Origin of the sequence: Paraburkholderia sp. J7, assembly GCF_905220155.1 — a bacterium.
Lineage (GTDB): Bacteria > Pseudomonadota > Gammaproteobacteria > Burkholderiales > Burkholderiaceae > Paraburkholderia.
Window position 1 is genome coordinate 172,308 of the sequence record NZ_CAJMYZ010000018.1, and the last position, 24,617, is coordinate 196,924.

Sequence of the window (24,617 nt, forward strand, 5' to 3'; positions counted from 1 at the left end):
TTCCATTCCGAAATGACTCGAAATGAATCACCGGTAACCTGCGCGGCCTGCACGCTCACTACGTGCACGGCGCAGCGTTCTCTCCAGCAAGCACACGCATGGTTGCCGGTGTTGTAAATAATCACACCCGCTATACAAGCGTATGATTCCGCCCGGCGAATTCCGTCATTACTATCAGCGCTGTCGACCCGCGCTGGAGTGCTGGTCCATCGCGCCGTTGTTGCTCAGGAGATCATGCGTGTCCGCCGCTCATCACGTCTGTGTGGTCGACGACGATCAGTCAGTTCGGCTTGCACTTGCCAGCTTGCTTCGTTCGCTCGGCTATGAAGTCGAAACCTTCGAATCGGGGAATGACCTCCTGCGATGGCTTGCGCACAATCGCACTGCGTGCGTCGTCTCCGATCTCCAGATGCCCGGCATGTCCGGCCTGCAAATGTTCGAGGGCATGATCGACATGGGCGTCGATGCGCCGTTCGTGCTCATCACGGCGTATCCGACTGCCGAAGCCGAGGCGCGGGCCATGTCGATCGGCGTTCGCGCGTTCCTCACCAAACCGGTCAGCGCACAGGCGCTGGCCATGCACGTCAAGCAGGCGGTGAATCGGGCCGGCTAGCGCTCGAGCACCGCGTTTCCCCCCGCCGCTTCAAACGCGGCGGCGAGCGAGAAAACGAAACGCGCGCCATGCGGCGTGTTGGGCTCGAACTCCAGCGTGCCGCCATGCCGCTCGATAATCGAACGGCAGATCGACAAGCCCAAACCCATGCCCGTTGCCTTGGTCGTCACGAACGGCTCGAACAGCGACCCCTCGACGCAGGCTTGCAGCCCAGGCCCCGAGTCGGCCACGGTGATTTCCGCCCGGCCGCCGCCCACATGGCGACTGGAAAGTTCGAGTACGCGGGCACGCGAATCGACGCCGGCCATCGCCTCCACGGCGTTGACAATGAGATTGAGCGCGACCTGCTGAACCTGCACGCGATCGCCCTTCACGAAGAACTCCGGCGCGATGGCGTTATCGACTTCGACCTGGTGATTCTCGACTTCCGCGCCCGCAAGCAGCAGCGCTTCGGCGACCGCGCGCCTCAAATCGAACACGGTTAGCGTGGGCGGCGCGTTCTTCGCCAATTCACGTATGCCGTGAATGATGCTCGATGCACGCAGGCTCTCGCCCGCCACGAGCGTCAGCATCTTGCGCGCCTCCTCGAGTGCGGGCGGTTCGCGCTCGAGCCAGTGCACGGCCGCCGAGGCCGATGAATGAATCGCGCTCACAGGCTGACTGATTTCGTGCGCAATGGATGCCACAAGTTGGCCCATGGTCGTAAGGCGCGTCACGCGCGCAAGCTCGGCCATGGCGTTGCGCAACGCTTCCTCCGTATGCGCGATGCGCCGATTCTGCTCCACGAGATCCTGATAGAGGCGCGCGTTTTCGAGTGCGATGGCGGCCTGTGCGCCGAGCACGGAAAGCACGGCGATCTTGTCCTCGGTAAATGCGCTTTCGCTAAGCCGGTTCTCCAGAAAGATCACGCCCACCAGACCGCCTTGTTTGAGCAGCGGCAGGCAGAGTACCGACTTCGCCTGGGTCCTTCGCACATAGTCATCGCGCGTATAGCCGCCCTCTGTCGCGGCGCTGCCGAGCGCGAGCGGCTGCCCCGTGCGGATCGCCGTGCGCACCAGCGTAAGCGGCAAGTCCTCGCTCGAAATCTCGCGCCGCACGACATTGACTTCGGCGAGTTCGGCGCGCGTCACGGCCTCCGCATGAATCTGCAAGCCGCCCTCGTGGTTCAGCGCGAGCACGCAACGCTGGGCGCCTGCGTGCTCGAGCGTCACGAGCGCGAGCGTTTCGATCAGGCGGCTCAGCACGATTTCACTGGACAACGCGCTCGAAGCCTTGATGATCGCAGCAATATCGAGCTGTTGCGACGGGTAGTCGAAAGCCGGCATCGGCGCACTGGCCGACGGCTCCGTTTTCAGGCCGCGCTCCGTCATGGCGCGCACCTTGGCGTTCGCGCCCCACCATGCATAGGCATGCGAAGCATCGCGCAAGTAGGCGTCGGCAATCGTGCCGCGCCCTTGCTGGCGATGAAATGCCGCCGCGAGTTCGCACGCCAGCGCCTCGACATGCAGAATCCGCCGTTCGTGGGCGTGACGAATCGCCTTGTTATAGAGGTGCTCCGCTTCGCGGGCGCGGCCGTCGAGCCGCGCGATTTCGGCATCGACGAGCGCGGCACGGCCCGTGAGATTCGCGGGACCAACGTGCGCCCATGCGCTCAGTGCCGCGCAATGCGCGTCGAGGGCTTCACGGTGCGCGGCCCGTTCGTGCTGCGTCGCGGCCATTTCGCACAGCTTCGCTCGCGTGAGCGCGCCAAAGAAGCGATATTCGATCAATTCGAGGAACATTCTCGACGCGCCGATCGATCGCCTCGCCGCCACTTCTGCCTCGAGCGCCGCTTCGAAATCGCCGGAAATGAAGCTCGCCTGCAGCATGCACGTCCAGTAGGCAAAGCCAACGCTCGTGTTGTTCGCGCGCACCGCGTCGATATCCCGCTGGTATTCCTCGTCGCCGGCATGATCCGCCGTGTCGCGCCGCCCCGCGTCGCCGAGTTGTTCGACGAGCTGGATCTGTGCGCGGAAAACGCCAGAATACAAAAAGAAACGCGACAACCTCGCGACGTTCAGACCGTTCTTCGCCTCCGCGAGAACTTCGTCCAGCGGCCGGCCGGCAAGAAGCAGCACGCTCACGACATTACGCGCGCCCGACACGTCGAATACCAGATCGCCGTCCGCTTTCGCCACCTTCTTCGCTTGCTCGATATACGGCATGGCGTCCTGGGCCGGCCGGCTCCACGGAATCACGAGACTGCCAAAGCGCATGTAGATGCGCGCCTTGTAGCGCGAGCGCTTGCAACGATCGACCACGTCGACGGCCAGTTGCGCAAACTCATAGCCCGTCCTGTAGTCCCCATAGCGCTCGGCGAACACGAGATTCAGGCAAACGAAACCATACGCCGCGGAATCGGAAAGACCGTGCCGCAAACTCAGCAAGGTCAGGTTCAGCAGAATCACGTCGAGCAGATTGGCATTGAAAAAGAGCGCGGGCGGAATGAGATCGGCGAGCACGTCGAGCGCGCAGCGCCACACCGGGTCTTCGACCCACGCGCTTTCGCCAAGCTGGGCAATCGACCTGTCGCCCAACTCGCTGCGCAACTGCCGATAAAGGCGATCGACTTCACTGTCCGACGGGCGCTCTTCGATGTTGACACCGAGCCGGGCCAGAAAGTCGAGCCCCGTGGTCAGCGCCTGAATTTGCCGGTTCTGCGCGGTTTGCAGGCTCGCCGTCAAGCGCGTCAATTCCGCCCGCAGCGCCATGCTCACCGGCTTGCGGCCGAGCGCCGCGAGCCGCGCCTCGGCAGGCGCGAGCGTGCCGATCAGGCATTCCACGTCGGCGCGGTGAAATTCCGTCCATTGTGCCGTGTCTTCGTCGGTGCTTTCGTCGATCAGCGCCGCAGCCGTTTCGAAATAGACCAGCGCCGACGTGTACGCGGTCGCCGCCTTCGCACGTTCCCCCGCGAGCAGATTGAGGTAGGCAAAGCGCTTGCGCTCCTCGGGCGAAACGACACGCGAAGCCCCACGATTGATCTGATTCGCGACGACGAAAAGTTCGTCGCTCGGCTCGTCTTCACGCAAGCGCGTGGCGAGCCTGCGCCCGATCTCGAGGTGCAGGGCCGCCTGTTCGCTTTCGCGCATCGAAGCGTAGGCGGCCTCGCGAATGCGGTCGTGTGTAAAGCGCAGCCTGTCCGCATCGCGGTCGATGAGCGAAGCGTTGATGGCCTCGCGCAGGCTCGCCTCCAGCGCCTGTTTCGTGAGGCTCGCCGCCGCCGCGAGATCGGCGATCTTCGCAGCGGCTCCCAGACAGGCAAAGACCTGCAACGCGTCACGCGCGGCCTCGCCCAGCCGCGCGAAGCGCAGCAGCATGAGGTCCGCCACGTTGTCCGAATACAGCTTGGCGCGAATGCGATCGACGTCGCGCAGGCGCAACGCGCCCTTTTCCTCGAATTCAATCAGCCCTTCGCTCGCGAGTTCCGCAGCCAGCTGAATCGTGAAAAACGGATTGCCACCCGTCTTTTCCCGAATGATGTCGATCACCGGCAGCGAAGCGTCGAGCTTGCAGCCCAGCGTGTCGCCAACGAGGCGCGCCATGTCGCCGCGGTCAAGCGGCTCGACTGCAATGACCTGATGCCGGTCTTTGGTCTCGGTAATGAGCCGCTCGAGCGCATGCCCCGGCGTCACTTCGTTGCTGCGAAACGCTGCGATGAGCATGACATGCGAGAGGTCGCTGTCGCGCGTCAGATAGTCGAGGACCGTCAGCGTGCCTTCATCGACCCACTGCATGTCATCGAAAAACAGCACGAGCGGGCGCTCGGGCTGCAACACGCTTTTGAGCAGATCGGCAATCGTGCGCAAGTAAACCGCTCTGTCGACATTGAATTGCGTTTCGTCGTCGCTCGACAGTTCGCCCAGTATCAGTTTCAGGTCGGGCAAAAGACCATAGAGAATTTCCGCGCGAGCGCCCATGCACGCCGTGAGGCGATTGCGCGTCGCGGTGAAGCTCGCGTCTTCCTGACCGAGAATCGGGCGGATGAGCCGCTCGAACGCGCGGGCCAGCGCCCCATAAGGTTGGGTCGAATCGAGCTGTTCGCACACGCCTCGCGCATACGAGATCGACGTCGTGCCGATTGCGCTTGCCCATTGATCGACCAGCGCGGACTTTCCGCTACCCGAATAGCCGGCGACGAAGACCAGCTCGACCGCGCCGCTCGTGCTCACGCGGCGCAAGGTTGCGTCGAGCACATCCATCTGGCCACGGCGGCCGTATAGCGCCCCGGCGTGCCGGCTGATCGCAACGCTTGCGTGCAAGTCCAGCGGAAACACGGCAGCGGCGTTGCGCTCCGGCCCGGCGTTCAGGCAGCGCAAAAAATCGGCCAGCAGCCCGGCCGCCGACTGGTAGCGGTCGTTGGGATTCTTGGCGAGCAGTTTCATGACGACCGCTTCGACCTGGCGCGGCAATCCAGGCGCGTAAGCGGAAGGACGCATGGGTTGCTTGGCGAGCTGCGCATGCGCGAGCGCCATTCTGTCGACGCCCGTGAACGGCAGCACGCCGGTGAGCATTTCGTAGAACAGGCAGCCCAGCGAATAGAGGTCGGCGCGACAGTCCAGCAGGCGCTCCATCCGGCCGCAAAGTTCGGGCGCCATGTATTCGATCGCCCCGCTGCTGGCACGGTGAAGATTGGTTTCGCGGTCCGAACGATCGGCCATCATCGCGTGACCAAAGCCAAGGAGGCACGCCGATTCGTCGGCGTTATCGAGCAGAATACAATCGGGATTCAGGTCGCAATGGACCAGCCCGGCTTCATGGAGCGATTCCACGGCGGCTGCAATCGCCATTGCGGCGCGCAGAAAGCGCTCGAGCTTTTGCGGCGAACGCCAGCGCGCGCGCAAGAGCGTGCCGCCGGGGTCGCGCAGCGCGAGCGCGACGAAGCCGTTTTCCCGCAATAGCGCGTAGGGCCGCGCAGCCCACGGCGCTGCGAGGCGCGTGCGCAACGCATAAGCGTGCTCTAACCGCGCGCACCGCTCGTGCTCTTTCGGGCCGTCCTCCGTCACCATGAACAGCACGTGCGCGCCTTCCTTGTTCACGCCGCGATAGAGCGCCGGCGGCCCCGCGACCAGTTGCGTGACATCGTAATCGGCGAGTTGGTCGAGAATGGGCGCGTAATGGCTCATGCGGTCGTTCCGTTCGCGCGTGCCGCGACAGTGCCTTCGGCGCCGCTTCCTGCCGCGCGAAGCTCGAAGCAGAACGTCGCGCCCGCGTCCTGATTATTGAACGCCCAGATCGAACCGCGATGTTCCTCGATGATCGAGCGGCAAATGGACAGGCCAAGCCCCATGCCGTCCGACTTCGTCGTGAAGAACGGCTCGAATAGCCGCTCGACGATATCGGCATCGATACCCGTGCCCGAATCGCACACACACACGCGCACGGACTCCGCGCCAGCGAATTCGGCCGAGATTTTCAGCACCCGCGTACTGCCCGGACACTTCAGGATCGAATGCATGCCATTGAAGATCAGGTTCATGACCACCTGCTGGATCTGGATCTTGTCGGCGGCCACCTTGGGCAAACCGTCTTCCGACACGACACGCAGGCGAATGTTGTTCTTTTCCATTTCCTGCCGAACGAGTGCAACGACTTCACTGACGGTTTGCGTCAAATCGATCGCGGCGCGATTCGGGCGCTCCTTGCGCGCGAGCGCGCGCAGGCGGTTGATCACTTCGCTCGCGCGGTCCGCGTCGCTCACGATACGCGCGAGATTGTTGCGCGCTTCGGCAACCGAAGGCACCGCGCGGTCCAGCCAGCGCATGCCCGCCTCGCCATGCGTGATGATCGCCATGAGCGGCTGCTTGAGGTCGTGCGCAAGCGATGCCGTCAATTCGCCCAGCGTCGACACGCGCGTGACGTGCGTGAGTTCCGCCTGCGCGCGCAACAGCGCGTTTTGCGCCTGGTGAATTTCGGTCATGTCGGCAAGGGCGCCGACGTATTCCACGGCACGGCTCGCCGAAGCGATTGGTCTCGCCACCATGCGCAGGTACTTCACCGCGCCCGTTTCCACGCGCACGCGATACTCGGCCTCGATGATCGACGCGCCTGCCTCCCCCTCGCACAGCGCGCGCCTCACCTGATCGACGTCGTCGGGATGAATGCGTTCCAGCATGAGATCCATATGCGGCCGCGAGGGCTCGTCCATTTCGAGGATCCGGTAGGTTTGCGCGGAGCACGTCAAGTCGCGCGATTCGACATTCCAGCCAATGCTGCCGATATTGCTGAGGCGCTGGGCTTCGGAGAGATACATCTCGCCGCGCCGCAACGCGTCTTCGAAGGCGCGCCGGTCCGTGACATCGATCGTCGCGCCGATATATTCGCGCGCACCGCTCTCGTCGCTCGACCACGGCCGGAAAATCACCTGCAGGCGGCGCACGCTGCCGTCGCCTTGCCGTGTCGAGAATTCGTGGCTATGCATGCCGTCTTCGCAAATTGCGTTGACGAAGACTTCCTTGAAGCGCAGCCGGTCCGCCTCCAGCACACGCTCGAGGCACATTTCGATGGTCGGCCGCTCGCACGTGAATTCCACGCCCCACAGCTCGTAATTCTCACGCGACCACAGCAATTGACCCGAGGTCGTGTTCCAGATCCAGGTACCCGTCTTGCTGATGCGCTGGCCCTCTTCGAGGAACGCCTCGCTGCGCCGCAGCCGCGCTTCGGTTTGACGGCGCTCCACGTTCTCGCGCTTGAGCGCGGAATAGAGCCGCGCGTTCTCGATGGATATGGCGGCCTGGGCGGCCAGCATGTTCATGAGGTTGATGCGCGCGAGATCGAACACATACGGCGTGACGCTGTTCTCCATATACAGCACGCCAACCAGCCCCGCGTGGCGCAACAGGGGCAGGCAGAGCAGCGAACGGCAGCGGCCCTCGCTCAGGTAACGGTCGTCGCGGAAGTCGTTCGGCTCCGCGCCGTCGTCGATGACGACGTTCTCGTGAACCCGCATGACATGGCGAATCACGGTAAGCGGGACCACGGACTCGCACAGGCCCATGTCGCTCGCTTCCACGGTTATGCCGTTCTCCCTGGAACCGGCCTGGGCCACGATGCGAAAGCTCTCGCCCGACCAGAGAATGAGCAGCGCACGCTGCGCGCCGCTGTGGCGCACGGCAATCTGCATGAACGCCTGCACCAGCTTGTCGAGGTCGATCTCGCTTGAAACGGCCTGGGACAACTGGACCATTGCGGCGACATCGACCGTGCCCTGTGGCGCCGCGTGAGCGCCGGAACTGCGCGCGGCAGGCGCACCGTCACGCAGATGGTGAAAGGCCTGCTCGAGACTGCGCACCTTGGCGTCGGCGCCCCAGCGCGCATAGGCGTCGCGAGCCGAGCGCAAACACGCCTGGGACACCGAACTCAAACCGCGTTGCTGGTAGAAGTGCGCCGAGCATTCGCGCGCCATGGCCTCGTAGTGCGGCTGCCCATTCTCACGCGCCAGTTCGATCGCGCGCTCGTATTCCTGCTCGGCCAGCGCATAATCGCCCACGAGCCGCGCATATTCGGCCGTGACGAGCGCGCAGCGGCTGCCGAAGTTCTCCGGTGCGCTATGTGCCCACGATTCAAGCCGCTCGATGGCGCCGATCAGTTCGCGCTCCATCAATTCGTGCGCGGCTTCCTGCCCGGCTTCCTGCGGCAATTCGTCGATCACGCGCACGAGCGCAAGCGCCCGCAAAAAGTAGTACGTCACCTCGATCGGCATGGCCATCACCGCGCCGAGCAGCGGCTCGATCTCTCTTGCGCGCGCAATCGTGGCAGCGAAGCGGCTGTGCAGGAAGTCCAGCTTCATTTCCATGATCGCCGCATAGGCGATACCGCAGCCGAACTGGCTCTCACGCACGAACGAGACGAGTGCTTCGTGCGTGGAGGCAATGCCCAGGTCTGCCGCATCGACGCCCTGCAAGCGCAACAGGAACATCAATTCGAGTTCGATCGTGACGCTGATAGTCTTGTTGCGCAGTTCGTTGGCAAAACGCAGATTCTCGCGGCACAGGTTAGTCACCTCGTTGAGGTGCTCGCCGCGCTCATAGGCCTGCCAGATACTCTCGAACGCGATATAGCCTGCGTAGATGAAGTCGCCTGCTTCGACGCACTGGCTCATCGCGCGGCCCAGCACGGGAATGGCCGCGCGAAACGGCCGCCGCCAGATCAGGATATGGTCGCCGTGCAAATGCAGCAGCGTGCCGCTCAAACGCGGTTCGCCATAACGCTCGTTCACGGCAAGCGCAAGCTCGGAAAAGCGTAGCGCAAGATCGAAGTCGCGCGTGGTGCCGACCAGCAGCAGCGCGTAGATGGCGTAGACATAGCCTGCCAGCCGCGTGTTGCCGTGCGCGAGGCACAACTCGGCGGCCTTGAGCACGAGAATCGGGAACAGCTTTTGTACGCCGATATACGCACTCGGAATCGCGTCGATGATGAGGCCGATCACGGCCTCGTGCATGGGGTCGTCGAGGCAGCCGCGCGTGAGCAGCGCCGCGACCCGGTGCGGCGGGCACAATTCGCGCAACGCCGCGAGCTTTTGCGCGACTAGCGCATCGTCAATGCCTTCGCCCTGCACCTCGACATTCAGCAACGAAAGCGCGCTGAGCGTCGTTTCGACCGCTTGACGATAATCGCCCGACGCCTGGTGAATGCGAATTTCCATGCGCAGCGCGCTAGCGCGCTTGAGCAGGCCGCCCGCGCGATCGCACGCTTTGCGCGCCGTTTCCAGCGCCTGGCTGAAACCGCCGGTGAGATACTCGCACTCCGCCATGTCGAGCAGCAGCCGGAATACGTCGATACGCGCCCCGCTCACGCCGTACTGCTCGATAAGCTTTTCCGCCTGGGCGAAATACTCGCGCGCGGAACTCCACGCAGCCGCCGCTTTCGCCGCGTTGCCCGCCAGCACGTCAAGCTCCGCAAGTCGCGTGCGGTCGGCTTGCGAAAGAATGCGCTGCGCGCGGTTCAGGTGGCCGACCACCTCGAACACTTCGGCCGTGCTCGGGGCCGTTGGCATGGCAAAGAGCAGGTTGGTGCCGATCTGCGCGTGCGCGAGTTCGCGTGCCGTTTCGCCGAGCATCGCGTACGAGGCTTCCTGCACGCGGTCGTGCGCGAAGCGGTAGGCTTCCCCCTTGCGCGAAACGAGGCCTGCCGTCTCCGCTTCGCGCATCGTCGCCAGCACGCGGCGGCTATCGGTGCCGAGCACGCGGGAGAGCGCCCCCACGCGCGCCGTTCCCCCCACGCACGCGAAAACCGCCAGAACATGCTTCGTTTCATCGTTCAGGCGCGTGAGACGCAGCGTGAGCAGGTCGACCACATTGTCGGTGTAGCCCTTGTCGCGAATCTTGTCGATGTCCCACGTCCAACCCACGCTGTATGCGTCCGGCACGATGAGCCGATCCTGCATCAACTCGCGCAGGAATTCGATCGTGAAGAACGGATTGCCGCCCGTCCTTTCGAAGATCACCGAAGCGAGCGGCGCGACGGCCTCGGGCGGCTCGACCAGCGTTTCGGCAATCATCGTCACGATGTCCGCGAGCGTGAGCGGCAACAGGCCGATCTTTTCGGTCACCTTCCTGCCGAAAAGAATGCCGTTGAGCCGTTCGCTCGCCACCCGCGAGCGGCCCAGATCGATGCTGCGGTGCGCGAGCACGAGCAGCAGGTGCTTCAGCTCAGCGTCCGTTGCGAGGCCATCGATGATTTCCAGCGTGCCGGAATCGAGCCATTGCACATCGTCCAGAAAGAGCACGAGCGGCCGCTGCTTGTCCGAAAACAGCATGAGAAAGCGCTTGACGATCAGCAGAAAACGGTTGGTCGCTTCCTGCGGCGGCAGGGTTTCGATTGCGGGCTGCGGCCCCACCATCGCGCCGATTTCCGGCACCAGATTGACGATCAGTTGGCCGCCCTTGCCCACGGCTTCCTCGAAGCGCCCCTTCCATAGCGCGATTTCCGGGCCGGTCTTTCTGAGCAGCGGGCGCACGAGCCCGCGCAGCACCTGGACAAACGCCGCATACGGCACATTGTCGTTGTACTGATCGAATTTTCCGAGCGTGAAATGCACGCCGGCCGACCCGATATTGCGCTTGAATTCCTCGATGAAAAACGTCTTGCCGACGCCGGGCTCGCCCTCGACGATCACCGCCATGGCGTCGCCGGTCTGGCGCACGCGTTCCAGCGCGCCGTGCAGCTGTTCGAGTTCACGCTGCCGCCCGTACGTACGCATGGGAAACACGGCCTGCGATTGACGGTCGCCCCGGCCGAGCAGTGCGGGCGAAATCTGCGCGCCGTATGTGACTTCATCAAAGCAAAGCTGCAGGTCGGCCTCGACGCCCGCCGCACTCTGATAGCGGTCGTCGGCGGCTTTCGCCAGCAGCTTGTTGATGATGAATTCGATCTCGGGACGGATTTCAGGAACGAGATTGCCGAGCGGCCGCGGCGTACTCACGAGATGCGAATAGACCCATTCCTCGCGCTCGCGCGCGTCAAAGGGCAACTGCCCGGAGAGCAGTTGGTAAAGCAGCACGCCCAGCGCATACAGATCGCTGCGCGGATCGTTACGCTGGCTCGCGGCGCTGGTGCGCTCGGGCGCGAGATACGGAAGCTGGCTCATGGGCACGATACCGATCTCGCCGCCGCCCGCATAGCTGCCCTCGATACCGCAAGCGCTGCCGAAGCCCGTGATCCACACGCGCTGCTCGCGATCCACGAACAGGTTGGCGGGGCTCAGGTTGTGATGAACGAGTCCATGCGAGTGCATGTCCTTGAGCGCCGAGGCGAGCGACACCGCGAGCGCAAGAAAGCGCCGCAGCGAGCGGCCATGCGCCATGTCGCCGCTGAGCGATGCACCCTCGCAATTGTGCAGCGTGAGCAGAAACTGGCCGCCCGAACGAAACAACTCGCGCGGACGAATGCCCCATTGCGCGTCGATCGATTCGCGCAGGCTGTATTCTTTCTCGAACGATGCGAGGAGTTCACGCGAAGCGCGTGCCTCGAACGGCGCTTTCACGATGAGCGGCTGCTCGCACGCCTCGGTGCTCACGCGGTATAGCACCAGGTCGTCGTCGCGATGAAGCCGTTGCGCACAGGTAATGCGCCCGTGAATTTCCGCGGCGCCTGTCGCCTCCCAGCCCGGGATCTCTGCCGTCGAGTGCCGCCCCGCTCTAGCTACCATGCCTCTCCCCATCCATGTCGTGCCGGTGCGCCATTAATTGCGCGCGTGCCCGGCGGCGCTTATGACCTCCATCTTCCTCACGAGATCGGCGACCGACTGCGCTTCGAGCTTGCGCATGGCGGAACTGCGATGAATCTTGATCGTGATCTCGCTCAGCTTCAATTCGCCCGCAATCTGCTTGTTCAGAAAGCCTTCCACCACGTACGACACGACTTCGCGCTCGCGCGCGGTCAACTGGTCGTAGCGCGCGCGCAGCGCCGCCTCCGAGCGGGCGCGTTCGCGCCACGCGGCATGGCTCGCGATGGCAGTCGTTACGGCGTCGATCACGCGCTGCTCGCGCACAGGTTTCGTAAGAAAGTCGATCGCACCCGCCTTCATGGCCCGCACCGACATTTCAATGTCGCCGTGCGCCGTCATGAAGATAATCGGCATGTCCACTTCATAGCGGTGCGCGCTCTGCTGAAAGGTCAGGCCGCTCTCGCCGCGCAGGCGCACGTCCAGCAGCAAACAGCCCGGCACGTCTTCTTTCGGCGCCAGCAGGAATTCGTCGATGCGCGTGAACGTGCGCGTGGCGAAGCCGGACGAGCGCAGCAGGCTCGAAAGCGCCGCGCGAATCGACTCGTCGTCGTCGATCACATAGACAACCGCACCCTCCCCCCCTGGCGCAATACGAACCGCGTCTTTCTCCATTACCGTTCCCCTGCAACCATGCACGTTATCTCCGGCGAATCGTTCATCAATCGTGGGTAATCGGATCGGCTATCGACCCGGTATCGCCTTCGATCTGCAGCGTCCGGATTTTTCGCACCAGGTCCGCCGTCGTGCGCGCGGCAAGCTTTTTCATCGCTCTCGCGCGGTAAATCTTCACGGTCATCTCGCTGAGTGCGAGTTTGCTCGCCGCCGCCTTGTTCATATACCCCGCTGCAACGAGCACGGCGATATCGCGCTCTCGCGGCGTCAAGGTCGAAAACTGCTCTCTGAGCGTGCTCGACTGGCTCAGCCTCATCAAACGCGCCGCGTCGCGCTGCAACGCCTCGGTCACGGACTCGATCATGTCCTGCTCGCGAAACGGCTTGGTCAGGAAATTGATGGCGCCGCCTTTCATCGCGCGAACCGACATTTCGATATCGCCATATCCGCTCATGAAAATAATCGGCATGACGATTTCATTTTCCGCCGCCCATGCCTGAAACTCGAGACCGCTCTCGCCTTTTAACCGCACATCGAGTATCAGGCAGCTCGGAATATCGGCCTGCACGCGCTCGCAAAATTGCGCCGTGGCCGGAAAGGTCTCGACATGAAACCCCACCGATTCGAGCAGGCTCTTGAGTCCTTCCCGAAGCTTTTCGTCGTCGTCGACGACAAAGACTTTCGATGCAGCGTGCTCCGTGCAAGCCCGGCTCGCCTCCACGGACGCACGCTCGCCACGATCGCTCTCGATTTGGTACATGCCAAACTCCACCGGTTGCTGATTTCAGGCGTCAACCCAAAGGGAATGCCGCGCGCGAGGCGCGCGATTGCGCAATGATTGGTAAGCGTTGTGTGCTCGGCGAGGGGCGTGCGGTGGGTGAACCCTCACTTCCCCCTTGCATCTTACCTACGGATTGCGGCAAACCCTATCTATACCTCCGTATGATTTCGGCGGCTTGGGGGCTCCGGTAAGCTTATGCCGCGTACACGCGACGGATCACAGCCATACCGCCTCCAGCACGCCACGGGAGATATTCATTGTGTACGCCACAAGTCATCTGGGTGGTTGACGACGACCCTTCGGTCCGTTCCGGCCTTTCCAGCTTGCTACGCTCGCTCGATTACGACGTCGTGACATTCGAGTCCGGCATGGATCTGCTGGCCGCCGTGGGCGAGCGGCACCCGCGCTGCATCATTTCGGATGTCCAGATGCCCGGCATGACCGGCGTCGACATGTTTTTGCGCCTGATTGGCGCGGGCATTCGCATACCCACGATTTTCGTCACGGCCTACCCCATGCCCGAACTCCAGAGCCTGGCGCTGGACAATGGCGCGAGCGCATTCCTCATCAAGCCCGTCAGGGCCAGAGATCTCGCCGCCGCCGTCGCCGTCGCAGCCGGTAGCGCAGCGTAAATCGTCGCGGATCGCCGGAGCATCCCAAGGTATAGTGCGCCGTTGACATTCGTATAGGACGAACCACCTAACGTCTGATAGAGCCAGGACGGCCAGCGGTCTATGCTTCCCACCGGGCAAGACCCGCATCGACAACTCCTCGTTCATACTCAACGTCAACAGGTGATTCCATGACGCTTCGCTCCAAGGCGCTTACGGCCGCGCTCGCCGTGCTGCTCTCCTCCGCCGCTCTCGCACAAACCACCACGACCGGCGACACGCCCGCACTGACCAAGCAGCAGATCCGCGCGCAAATGCGCGCCGACCGCGCCGCCAATCACGCATTGGCGAAAAAGGTCCGCGAAGCCCTCTACAAGGACCACGACCTGAACGACACGGACATCGCCGTGTTCGCCAATACGCGTACGGGCAAGGTCATCCTGGCGGGCACGATTCTCGACGAATCGCAGGACCAGGTTGCTCAGGACGTCGCATCGAAAGTGCCGGGCGTTCAGCAGGTCGCAACCAAACTGACGCTGTACGCAGCACCGTGATAAGCACTACCCCAACGCTCCCGGTTTCACCGTAAGCGAGTGCGCCGGCCATGCCGGCGCACTTCAGGTTTCACCTCGGTCGCAACACTAGGCAGCAACGGCCTCGCTCAGCACGACGCACACTTCATCGAGCAGTCCTGGCATGGCCGTGTAGCTCGCCTGCGTGAGACGCAACACCCCCCCTTGCGTGCAGACGCCCACGACCTGATCGTCCTTGAAGCCCGAACTCACGATCGGCCCCCATAGCGCCTTCAGCGCAAAACCTTCGTAGGCCGAAGCGACCGGCTCGCGGCCCAGGTTCGAAAGCAGCACGTCGAACGCCAGCATGTGCGAAAGAAATCCCGCGGTGTCTTCAACGGAAGGATTCGACGACATGAATGCATCCAGCGCTTTCGTTTCCTGTACGACCGATGCGTGCGTTTGCGCGGGTGCGAGCAGTGCCTTGACCTCGCGTGCCGCGTCCCAGAACGGTGCGCCTTGCGGACGATCGTCGACCGTCACGGTCTGCGTGATGTACACGCCGTTGGCCTGGCCCATGCCGCCCACGGTTCGGCGCACGTCGATCGGCGAAACGGTACGTACGGGACGCTCGCGCCACGCCCGCGACAAGCGCCGCCCCGCTTCATTGACCGCCGCCGCGAGCGCGCCGTGCACCGTCGTGCGCTCCATGCGCGATCGCTCCACAACGGCCCGCGTGAGCGGCGCGCTGAGCGCGAGCGCAGCAACCTCGGCACGCGCGCCCGAAGCCGCGCGGAACACCTTGGCCTCGGGCGCCGGCGCCATCGCGCCAGGCACGGTGGCCGTTGCCATTTGTGCTCTCAACAGGCTTTCCAGCGGCTGCACGAGGGGCAGACTCATGAGCGAGCCGCCCGCAAGCGCGCACAACAGATCCTCCATCACATAGGCACCGCCCATGCCATCGAGCACCGAGTGATGCGCCGCGAGAATGACAGTCGAGCCGCGCTCACCCTGCAGCAAGGTTGCACGCACAAGCGGTGCAGTTGCCCAGTCGAACGGTGCGTTCATTTCGCTCGCCGCCTCGACTTGCCACGAAGCCCTCGCATTCTCCACTACGCGCAGGGGAATTCGCGCATCGGGATCGCGATGAAACTCAGGGGCGCCGTCACGGCCGGCGACGATACGCGTGGAGAGCAACGGATGCCGCTGCTGGATCGCAAGCAATGCCGCATGCCACGCGCTGGGCTCGAACACGCGGTCGATTTCCGCGACGAGCGCGAAATGAATCGCCCGATTGCGGTCGAGCAGCCAGAACAAGTGTTCCGTACCGCCAAGCGCCCGCACCCAAGCGGGCTCCTGTTTCATGGTGTTTTCGCTATCCGCTTGCTGATTTCGCATGTGAATTCCGTGTTTTTGAAAAGGGAGTGAAACGTTGAACGCAATCGCTTCCCCAACAAGAACACCTGTAAAGCACGCCGCATTCCACGATGCATGCGCCGATCAGCACGACGTTTTGTGTCGCAGTGTGTATGGCTTCCGGCATTGATACAAACACTTTCAATCAGCATCCGGCCGGAAATATGGCAGATACCTTCTCCGGTTGTAATTCGTCTTGTCTCCTGCCCGCGAGGCGCCCGGCCCGTCAAGAAGATGAAGGCGGCCGGCGATATCTGCGCGTATGGAATTTCAATCGCCCGCCGGGTGTTCTCGTCAAGGCGACGGTTTTGCCGCTTAACCCTATCGTCGAAAAATGAAAGCTACCGAGACGATGACTGTCGCCGAATTGTCGGCGCTCCTGCCTTCGATGCTTCCGCGATTGTGGGCGTTCGCGCTACGCATTTCGGGCGATCAGCATGATGCCGAAGACCTCGTGCAGCGGGCATGCGTGCGCGCGCTCGAACGCGCGCATCAACTCGAACCCGGAACCGCGCCGCTCAGCTGGATGTTCTCCATCGTTCAGTCCACGTGGCTCAACGAACTGCGCGCCCGCAATGTGCGCAACCGTTCGGGCATGGGATGGGATGACGGGTTTCTCGAAACCGTTCCCGATCCCTCCGCGAGAACGCCGGAAGAACAGGTCATGAACGGACAGATCATCCGCGCCGTTGAGCGATTACCCGAGGCGCAGCGCATTGTCATGCTGCTTGTCGCGGTGGAAGGGTTAAGTTACGGCGAAGCCGCCGAGGTGCTGGACGTACCGATCGGCACGATCATGAGTCGCCTTTCGCGGGCACGCCAGGCGATCGGCGCCCTGTTCAACGATCAGAAAAAAGAAAAGCGCGCGCCAAGCGCGGAGAACAGCAAGGAAATTGGGGCATGACTATGGATGACATCCTGCTCATGGCTTATGTCGACGGCGAACTCACGCCGCGTGAGCGCGAAGATGTGGAGAAGACAATTAGCGCGTCGCCCGAGATCGCGGAGCGCATGGCGCTATTCACGGCGTCGGCGCTGAGGTATCGGCACGCCTTCGCACACCAGAAACTGCCGCCCGTTCCCAAGCGGCTCAGGCTCAAGATCGAGCAGCTCAGCCGCGCGCATTCGGGCATGCCCGAGGCGGCGAGCAGCACGGACACCGCGCGCCGCGGCGCCACGGAATCTGCCTGGTTTGCGCGGCTTCTCTCGCGTTGGCCGTTTCGCGTTGCGCCGAACCTCTCGCTGCCGGGTTTAGCCATGACATTCGCCGCTGGCGTGCTGAGTTGCGCGCTCGTGCTGCGCCATGCAACAGACTGGGCGCGCAGCGACGGTGGTGCAGGCACCGGCGCGTTGCACACCGCGGCCGCGAGCGTCTCGCCATGGGTTGCCGCGGCGGTGAACTATCAACAGCTTTACACGCGTGATACGGTTGCCTTCGACGCGCTTACGCCGGAAGTGGTCTCGCAGGTGATCGCGCAGATTCACGTCGACGACGGCGTACCGATACGCGTGCCGGACCTGCGTCCAGCGGGGCTTACATTCACGCGTATTCAACGATTGCGTTTTCACAACAGACCGCTCGTGCAGATCGTGTATCTACCCAAAACGGGTTTGCCGGTTGCCCTGTGCGTGATGAAGGACGCAAAGCCGGACGCGAGCATGACGCACGAGCGTGTTGAAAACATGAATGTGTTGACATGGCGGCGCGCCAACCTCAGCTACGCGTTAATTGCGTCGCTCGACGACGATCAGCTGCTCGCAATCGGCACAGAGATTGCAAAGGGCCAGAGGGTCGAAACCGTGGGCCAGGTTGCGCCTGCTGGCCATGCTTCGGGTTGACGGCTTGCACGTTTTGTCGACCGCTCTGGATTCCGAAATATTCCGAAATAATCCTGTTGCCGCAAACATCTCGGCGTCACGCGAACGAGCACGCTGCCGGGAATAAACACCGATAACGGACTGTTCTGATTGCGCGGCCGGACAATTCACCCTTTGGGACGATTGCGCTGGCCGACCTTCATGTTCAATCAGGCGCCGCCAGCGGCTCCGTTACGTTATCGGCACACCATGTCTTCCTTTTCCCGCATGCTGCTCGTGTACGACGGCACGAGCGAGGCCCAGGCCGCTCTGCAACGCTGCTCGCAACTCTCGCTCGCCTTGTCCGCTCTCGTCGATGTCGTCGCCGTCGTCGATTCCGAAAGCGTGAACGCAAGCTGCGCTGGCCTGCTTACCGACGTTGCCTATACCCACCTCGAGGAAATGGCCCGCAACACGCTCAGCGACGCCGTCACGCGGCTGGCCAATATCGGCATTACCGCGAACGGCTTTGTCAAATTCGGGCGAATCGCCGATGTCGTGGCGCGCCACGCGCAAACGTTCAACCCCGACCTCATCGTGCTCGGCCACCGCTCGAGAGCCGGCCGCTCGCGGTGGTGGAGCGTACGTCCCGCTCATGTCGATCTCGCCGAGCGCTTGTGCGGAACGACCATCGTTACTGTGACGCTGGCGTCTGCCTAGACATGTGCAACACAGCGCCGATGCCCCGGCAATTCGACTTGCCCGCCTCACGCTGCTGTCAACGGCAGCGTGAGGCGCGCCTCGAGGCCGCCTGTACGCCGGTTTTCGAGTTCCAGCTCGCCGCGCATGGCGAGCGTGAGGCGTCGCGCAATCGCGAGCCCGAGCCCCGATCCCGACGCCGAAGCCGCCGTTTCGGGCGCGCGATACCAGGCGGCGAACACCGTTTCCAGGCGGGCGGGCGCGATGCCCGGCCCCGAGTCGAGTACGGCCAGCACGAGACGCTGCGCCTCGACTCTCACGCTCAGGCGGACATCCACGCCGTAGCGCAGCGCATTGTCGATGAGATTCACAAGCACGCGGCGCAGCGCATGGGGACACGTCACCACGGGACGCCCCACCTGCCCCTCGAGTTCGACGGTGCGCCCGGCGTCCCGATAGTCGGCAATCAGCGCGCCGAGCAAACTGTCCGCATCGACCGAACGCATGGGCTCCTGGGCGCTGCATTGCATGCGCGCGCAAGAAAGACTGCCCTCGACCAGCTCGGTCATCTCCGCAAGATCGCGGGCGAGCGCGTCTCTTACTGCCGCTTCCTCCACGAGTTCCGAGCGCATGGTCATGCGCGTAAGCGGCGTGCGCAAATCGTGCGCATAGGCGGCAAGCACGTGAAGCAACTCGGCCTGGCGGCGCGCGCGATGGCGCGCGCACACATTGAACGCGCGAGCGAGACGCGCAATGACAGCAGGCCCCGCGTCTTCGGGCAGGACCGCTTGAGCATCTTCGCCGAGGCCGCGCTCGACCATGGCCGCCATGCGCTGAACGGCTACCTGCAACTCGGCGAACTTCAGCGCCACGAGCGCCGCCAAGAGTATGGCGGGCAGCATCATGGGCAAGCCGTAGCGCGCAAGCTCCTGCCACGGCACGGCATGCGTTGCGTACGAGGCGTAGGCGCAGGCCGCCGCAAGCAACACCCATAAAGGCCGCGACCATGCCTCGAAAGAGCGCCACGCGCCGCCGGGCGACGGAGCGCGCACCGCGCTTGCGTGCAGCGGCGCCTTAGGCGTATTCGATGGGTCGATGACGTGCGCGTTCATATTCGTTCTCCTGTACTGGCCGGGCCTCACCCGGCCGGCCCACTTTGCACCACAGGGGAACGCGCGTATTAGACAGACAGCCGGCACGCTGCCTGGAAACATCGGCTTCGCGGTACGCCCTGCCCGGCAGCGCCAGAATAGGCCACCTCAGGCGTACGACGCCATTATATGAACGTATATCTTCAAACCTACGGATGGGTAAAACGGCGCGGTTCGCGTCCCGCGCGCCAGGAGCGACGAGCGTGCGGGACACGGCGGCCTTTACGCGAGCTTGCGCATCGGCCTGAACCCGGCGCGAACCTCCTGTGCGAACAGGAGCGGTTCTTCCCAGGCCGCGAAATGACCGCCCTTATCGACTGTGTTGAAGTAGACGAGATTGTGATAACTGCGCTCCGCCCAGCTGCGCGGCGCCTGATAAATCTCTCCCGGAAACACGGTAATCGCCGCTGGCAAGCTGATATCGACCGCGTTGAAGTTATTCGAGTGATCTTCCCAGTAAATCTGTGCGGACGACGTCGCGCTGTTGGTGAGCCAGTACAGCGAAATATCGTCGAGAATCTCGTCGCGGGTCAGCGAACGTTCTGGAACACCGCCGCTATAAGTCCATTGGGAAATCTTGTCGTACATCCATGCCGCCTGGCCCACGGGCGAATCGGCGAGCGCGCAGCCCACCGTCTGCGGGCGCGTCACCATCATGGCCGAATAGCCGCAGTTGTCGCGATAGAACACATTCAGCTTTTCGTACGCACGTGTCTCGTCCGGGGAAAGGTTCGCGGGCGCGGGCTCGCCCAGCGCAAGCAGCCGCGCAATATCCGGCGGCACGGTTGCCGGCATGTTCACGTGAATGCCGATCAAGCCCTTCACGTGCTGCATGGCCATACGGTGCGAGACGACCGAGCCGCAATCGCCTCCCTGGGAAACGAAACGTGCGTAGCCAAGGCGCGCCATCAGCTCACCCCAGGCCCGCGCAATATGATCGGAGCCCCAACCCGGCGTGGTCGGCTTGCCCGAAAAGCCGAAGCCGGGCAAGGACGGTACGACCACATGGAAAGCGTCGTCGGCGCTGCCGCCGAAAGCCGTGGGATCGGTCAGCGGTTTGATGGCCTTGGTTAGTTCGAGAATCGAGCCGGGCCAACCGTGCGTCATGATCATCGGCAACGCATTCTCGTGTTTCGAGCGCACATGAATGAACTGAATATCGAGCCCGTCTATTTCCGTCACGAACATGGGAAATTCATTGAGTTTCGCTTCGCCCTTGCGCCAGTCATAATCGGTGCCCCAATACTCGACCAGCTGCTGCATGCGCGCGAGGCGAACGCCTTGCGATTCGTCCGCCACGGTTTCTTTTCCGGGCCAACGCGTATTGGCAAGACGCCGCCGCAAATCGACCAGCGCAGCGTCAGGAATGTTCGCCTTGAATGGACGGATTCTTGCGTTCTGCGTGTCGGCGTAAATTGCCTTGGGAAAGAGCGCAAATGCACCAGCCGCCGCCGATGCGGCTAGCAGGTGGCGTCGCATCGGAGAAAAATCATTCGAAGACATCGTTGGCTTCCTGTTCATGAGGGATAGTCAAATTGACGCGGCGACACGGCAACGCATGTTTATTCGCGCTGACGATCGTTTCCGGAAAATCGTCCCTCATTAAAGTCAGGCAATGTATCTCGTGTATGTCGGCAATGTAATCATTCGTAAGCCGCACATCAACGCAGTCCGCCCGGTTATATTTTTCATTACGGTGAAATACCCCATATACCAAGGTATATGACCTACTATCCCTAATCATCTGTCGACTCAATCCAGAATGGAATGGTCCGATCGTCTGCATCCGGTTACGCTGCTGGCAGCGGTAAATAGGCGCCGCTGCTCCGCTTATGACGATCATGGAAAAAATCGATCACATACTGCTTGTTGACGACGACCGCGGCATACGCGAACTGGTTGCCGGTTATCTCCAGCGAAACGGCATGCAGGTCGCGACCGCGTGCAACGGCAGGGAGCTGCATGAGTATCTGGGAAGACATACACCCGACCTCATCCTGCTCGACTTGATACTGCCCGGCGAAGACGGCCTCGCGCTCTACCGCGGGTTGCGCGAAAGCCGCCATCGCGCACTGCCCGTCGTCATGCTCACGGCCCGCTGCGATGTCACCGACCGCATTGTCGGGCTCGAAATGGGTGCGGACGACTATATGGCCAAGCCGTTTCAGGCGCGCGAACTGCTCGCCCGCATCCGCGCGGTGCTGCGCCGCACGCGCATGCTGCCGCCCGACCTGCAGCCCGTGGACGACACGCCGGTGCTCGGCTTCGGGAACTGGCGCCTCGACACCACCGCGCGCCATCTGCTCGAATCCGACGACACGGTTGTCGCGCTCAGCGGCGCCGAATATCGCTTGCTGCGCGTGTTTCTCGACCACGCGCAACGCGTATTGACGCGCGACCAGTTGCTCAATCTCACGCAGCGGCGCAACGCCGACCCGTTCGACCGCTCGATCGATTTGCTGGTGAGCCGGTTGCGGCAGAAGTTGAACGACACGGCACGCGCGGCCCGGTACATCAAGACACTGCGCAACGAGGGCTATATTCTTTCCACGCCAGTGACGGTTCACCACGACGCGCACGAAGCCTCGCCCGGCAACCGGGCAAGCGTTGAAAGCGAAGCGCTCTGTGTTTAGCGGCCCTAACCGCTTGGCCGGACGTCGTCGGGCTCGAGCCGATCTACGCGCACGCCTGACCGACGCTGCGCCCGCTGCAAACGCGGCACGGAATAAACGCCGGGGCTCGCGTGTTCCAGTGAGATCGGCGCATTCGGGCGCGATGGGAGGCATGATGCGGTTTGCGGTACTCGGCGCCGGCGCGATCGTGCGATCGCGGTATGATCGCGGGCATCGCGACGCCTGCCAATCGCCTACTCCACACGCTCGTCAAGCTGCTCGAAAAACCCGCCACTCACGCCTGACGGCCTCTCACACCCATGCAATTTTCCGACTTCTCCTCGCCTGCCTTCTTCGCCAATCCGTATCCCTTCTACGAAAAGATTCGCGCAGCAGGGCCGATTCTGCCGGTTGGCCCCAAAGCCTTCGTGACCGGGCGCTTCGAGATCGTCGACGCCCTGTTGCGCGACCCGCGCATGGGCAAGACCTATCTGCAAAGCGTGGCCGCGCGCTATGGCGCCGAGGCGACGGCGCAACCGGTGTTCCAGTCGCTCAGCCGTACCTTGCTGATGATGAATCCGCCCGCGCATACACGGTTACGCGCTTTGTTGATGAAGACCTTCAACGCGCGCGGCATCGAGAAACTCACATCGATTGTCGAGGCGACAACGCATGAACTGCTCGAACGCGTGGCCTCGCACGCCGAGTTCGATCTGGTCAGCGACTACGCGTTCCCGTTGCCCGTGCAGATCATCTGCCGGCTGCTCGACGTGCCCGTTGCGGACGCGACCGCGCTAGGCGGCGCAGCAAGCCAGCTCGTCGCGGCATTCGATCTCGCGCCGCTCGACGAAAACGGCTTGCGCGCGGCCAACGAAGCCGCGCTCACGCTCGAGTGTTACCTTCACGGCGTGATCGAGCGTCGCCGCGCCCACCCCGGCGACGATCTGATTTCCGCCATGCTCGGCGTGGAAGACGAAGGTTCGCGGCTAACGGACGAAGAAGTCGTGTCGAATGCGGTGCTGCTCTTCATTGCCGGGCACGAAACGACGTCGAACATGATTGGCAATATGATGATCGCGCTCTTTCGCCATCCGCAGCAAATGGAGGCGTTAAAGCATGACCCGAAGCTATTGCCCCGGGCGATCGCGGAGTGCATGCGTTACGACGGCGCGGTGCAAATGCTGGTTCGCACCGCGCTCGAAGACATCACGCTTGGCGAAGCCTCGCTCGCGCGCGGCTCCGTCGTGTTCATGCTGATCGGCTCGGCGAACCGCGATCCGGCCGCGTTTCCCGCGCCCGACACACTGGACTTCGCGCGCGGCACGAGCACGCCAGCGGTCGCGTTCGGCGCGGGCATTCACTATTGCCTGGGCGCGCGGCTCGCCGCACTCGAAATGGATGTCGCGATGCGCTCCCTGCTTGCCCGCTTCCCCGAGATCCGTCCTGTGAATCTGGACGGACTGGTCTGGCATCGCCGCAACAACCTGCGCGGCGTGACGTCCTTGCGCGTGCACACGCGCTGACGCAGTACCGTGCGCCGGGCTGCAATCGCTTGCTACCCGGCGGCCCGGTTTGCCTCAATGTCCGCCAGAAAACGCGTAAGAACAGGGTCAAATGTCTCCGGCGACTGCCAGAACGGCGCATGACCGAGCCCGGGCAAGCGCACGCATTGGCCGCTCCACAGGTTCTCATAGGATACCGAATCGAAATAGTCGAGATTGACGATTCGATCTGCGCCACCGTTCACGACCGCGAGCGGTATCACACTCGTTTCCACGATCTCGCGCTGGTCTGCATTGAGCCCGGCACGCAGGCCCTCGAACAAGCGCTTTCTCATGCGTCCATCGGCACGCGCTACGGCGTCGCGCAGGAATGGCTCGGCCGAGTCGCCGAAAATCGCCTGAACAAACGCGTCTATTTCCGCGCCGCACAGGTGTTCCCGGCTGGCCGCGCCCGCCTGCGGGAGACCCGTGAAGCCTTGTGCCATGGTGTCACGCCCAACCGGCGGCGTGCCGCTGATCATCAAGCCCTTCAAGCCCGGAAAACGCGCAATCATGTCGATGCCGATATGACCGCCCAGCGACCAGCCCAGCACCACCGCTTCGTCAATGCCGAGTTCGCCAAGCAATTCGACCGCAGCGTCAGCCAATCCACCGCGCAAATAGGTTCGGTTCGGGTCCGGCGCATTGCTCGACTCGCCGTGACCGGGCAGATCGAATGCGATCAAACGATGGCGCGCAGCAAGCGGACCGTCCAGTTGATGGCGAAAAACGCCCCGGCACGAAGAATTTCCGTGAATGAGCAGTACCGGCAAGCCTTCCTGCACGCTCTCCTCCAGCGCGATATCGCCATGCGACGTCTTGACGACGCGCCGAATCAGCTTCGTCATACGCGCTCCCTGAACTGCGCCGAATCGTGCGGTCGCCGCGCTCGCCCGGCGCCAGCGTTCCACGCCGCACGCGCACTGCTCAATCCCGGATAGCGATGCAAACGCAGATTGCGAATACCCAAAACCTTGCCTCCTTACGGTACGTCGAGCCCCTCATCGCG

At 63.1% G+C, this 24,617-nt stretch carries 17 protein-coding genes; 9 read left to right on the forward strand and 8 right to left on the reverse strand.

The window, feature by feature from the left end; genetic code table 11:
• Positions 1–238: 238 nt before the first annotated feature.
• Entirely contained in the window at positions 239–613 is a 375-nt protein-coding gene (locus U5A58_RS27335) for a response regulator (protein ID WP_321938662.1), read from the forward strand.
• Here the strand turns inward: U5A58_RS27335 and U5A58_RS27340 are convergent.
• The 4 genes from U5A58_RS27340 to U5A58_RS27355 all read right to left on the reverse strand — a co-directional run bounded on the left by U5A58_RS27340 (position 610) and on the right by U5A58_RS27355 (position 13,248).
• A complete protein-coding gene (locus tag U5A58_RS27340; RefSeq protein WP_321963729.1) occupies positions 610–5,775 on the reverse strand; it encodes an AAA family ATPase in 5,166 nt (1,721 codons plus the stop codon). The genes U5A58_RS27335 and U5A58_RS27340 overlap by 4 nt on opposite strands.
• A complete protein-coding gene (locus U5A58_RS27345) occupies positions 5,772–11,678 on the reverse strand; it encodes an AAA family ATPase (protein ID WP_415774301.1) in 5,907 nt (1,968 codons plus the stop codon). Before U5A58_RS27345 ends, U5A58_RS27340 begins: the two co-directional genes overlap by 4 nt.
• A gap of 153 nt (positions 11,679–11,831) precedes the next feature.
• The gene (locus U5A58_RS27350) at positions 11,832–12,488 is read right to left on the reverse strand and encodes a response regulator transcription factor (RefSeq protein ID WP_321963731.1); all 657 of its coding nucleotides are present in this window, start codon (positions 12,486–12,488) and stop codon (positions 11,832–11,834) included.
• Positions 12,489–12,534: 46 nt separating this feature from the next.
• Entirely contained in the window at positions 12,535–13,248 is a 714-nt protein-coding gene (locus tag U5A58_RS27355) for a response regulator transcription factor (protein ID WP_321963732.1), read from the reverse strand.
• 278 nt (positions 13,249–13,526) lie between these two features.
• Here U5A58_RS27355 and U5A58_RS27360 point away from each other — a divergent pair, with 278 nt between their 5' ends.
• Together U5A58_RS27360 and U5A58_RS27365 are read left to right on the forward strand one after the other, a co-directional pair.
• A complete protein-coding gene (locus U5A58_RS27360) occupies positions 13,527–13,901 on the forward strand; it encodes a response regulator transcription factor (RefSeq protein WP_321916188.1) in 375 nt (124 codons plus the stop codon).
• A gap of 170 nt (positions 13,902–14,071) precedes the next feature.
• Positions 14,072–14,434 carry a BON domain-containing protein gene (locus tag U5A58_RS27365; RefSeq protein ID WP_321963733.1) on the forward strand — a complete coding sequence of 121 codons (363 nt, stop codon included), beginning with the start codon at positions 14,072–14,074 and terminating at the stop codon, positions 14,432–14,434.
• 87 nt (positions 14,435–14,521) lie between these two features.
• On the opposite strand, the gene U5A58_RS27370 is transcribed toward U5A58_RS27365, so the two are convergent.
• A complete protein-coding gene (locus tag U5A58_RS27370; protein ID WP_321963734.1) occupies positions 14,522–15,757 on the reverse strand; it encodes a condensation domain-containing protein in 1,236 nt (411 codons plus the stop codon).
• A gap of 164 nt (positions 15,758–15,921) precedes the next feature.
• Between U5A58_RS27370 and U5A58_RS27375 the strand changes: the two genes are divergently transcribed.
• The 4 genes from U5A58_RS27375 (at position 15,922) to U5A58_RS27390 (ending at position 18,325) form a co-directional block, all read left to right on the forward strand.
• Positions 15,922–16,146, forward strand: a complete 225-nt coding sequence (locus U5A58_RS27375) for a hypothetical protein (RefSeq protein ID WP_321963735.1) — start codon at positions 15,922–15,924, stop codon at positions 16,144–16,146.
• 14 nt (positions 16,147–16,160) lie between these two features.
• Positions 16,161–16,712 carry an RNA polymerase sigma factor gene (locus U5A58_RS27380; RefSeq protein ID WP_321963736.1) on the forward strand — a complete coding sequence of 184 codons (552 nt, stop codon included), beginning with the start codon at positions 16,161–16,163 and terminating at the stop codon, positions 16,710–16,712.
• Positions 16,709–17,647 (forward strand): anti-sigma factor, encoded by a 939-nt coding sequence (locus U5A58_RS27385; protein WP_321963737.1) that lies wholly within the window; start codon positions 16,709–16,711, stop codon positions 17,645–17,647. The genes U5A58_RS27380 and U5A58_RS27385 overlap by 4 nt, the downstream gene beginning before the upstream one ends.
• 228 nt (positions 17,648–17,875) lie before the next feature.
• Entirely contained in the window at positions 17,876–18,325 is a 450-nt protein-coding gene (locus tag U5A58_RS27390) for a universal stress protein (protein ID WP_321963738.1), read from the forward strand.
• Between the two features lie 47 nt (positions 18,326–18,372).
• On the opposite strand, the gene U5A58_RS27395 is transcribed toward U5A58_RS27390, so the two are convergent.
• Entirely contained in the window at positions 18,373–19,416 is a 1,044-nt protein-coding gene (locus U5A58_RS27395) for a sensor histidine kinase (RefSeq protein WP_321963739.1), read from the reverse strand.
• Positions 19,417–19,677: 261 nt separating this feature from the next.
• Positions 19,678–20,958, reverse strand: a complete 1,281-nt coding sequence (locus U5A58_RS27400; RefSeq protein WP_321963740.1) for an epoxide hydrolase family protein — start codon at positions 20,956–20,958, stop codon at positions 19,678–19,680.
• A gap of 338 nt (positions 20,959–21,296) precedes the next feature.
• Here U5A58_RS27400 and U5A58_RS27405 point away from each other — a divergent pair, with 338 nt between their 5' ends.
• Positions 21,297–22,088 carry a response regulator gene (locus U5A58_RS27405; RefSeq protein ID WP_321963741.1) on the forward strand — a complete coding sequence of 264 codons (792 nt, stop codon included), beginning with the start codon at positions 21,297–21,299 and terminating at the stop codon, positions 22,086–22,088.
• Between the two features lie 299 nt (positions 22,089–22,387).
• The gene (locus U5A58_RS27410) at positions 22,388–23,590 is read left to right on the forward strand and encodes a cytochrome P450 (RefSeq protein ID WP_321963742.1); all 1,203 of its coding nucleotides are present in this window, start codon (positions 22,388–22,390) and stop codon (positions 23,588–23,590) included.
• A 32-nt stretch (positions 23,591–23,622) separates the two neighbouring features.
• Here U5A58_RS27410 and U5A58_RS27415 read toward each other — a convergent pair whose 3' ends face one another.
• The gene (locus U5A58_RS27415; protein WP_321963743.1) at positions 23,623–24,456 is read right to left on the reverse strand and encodes an alpha/beta hydrolase; all 834 of its coding nucleotides are present in this window, start codon (positions 24,454–24,456) and stop codon (positions 23,623–23,625) included.
• Positions 24,457–24,617: the final 161 nt, after the last annotated feature.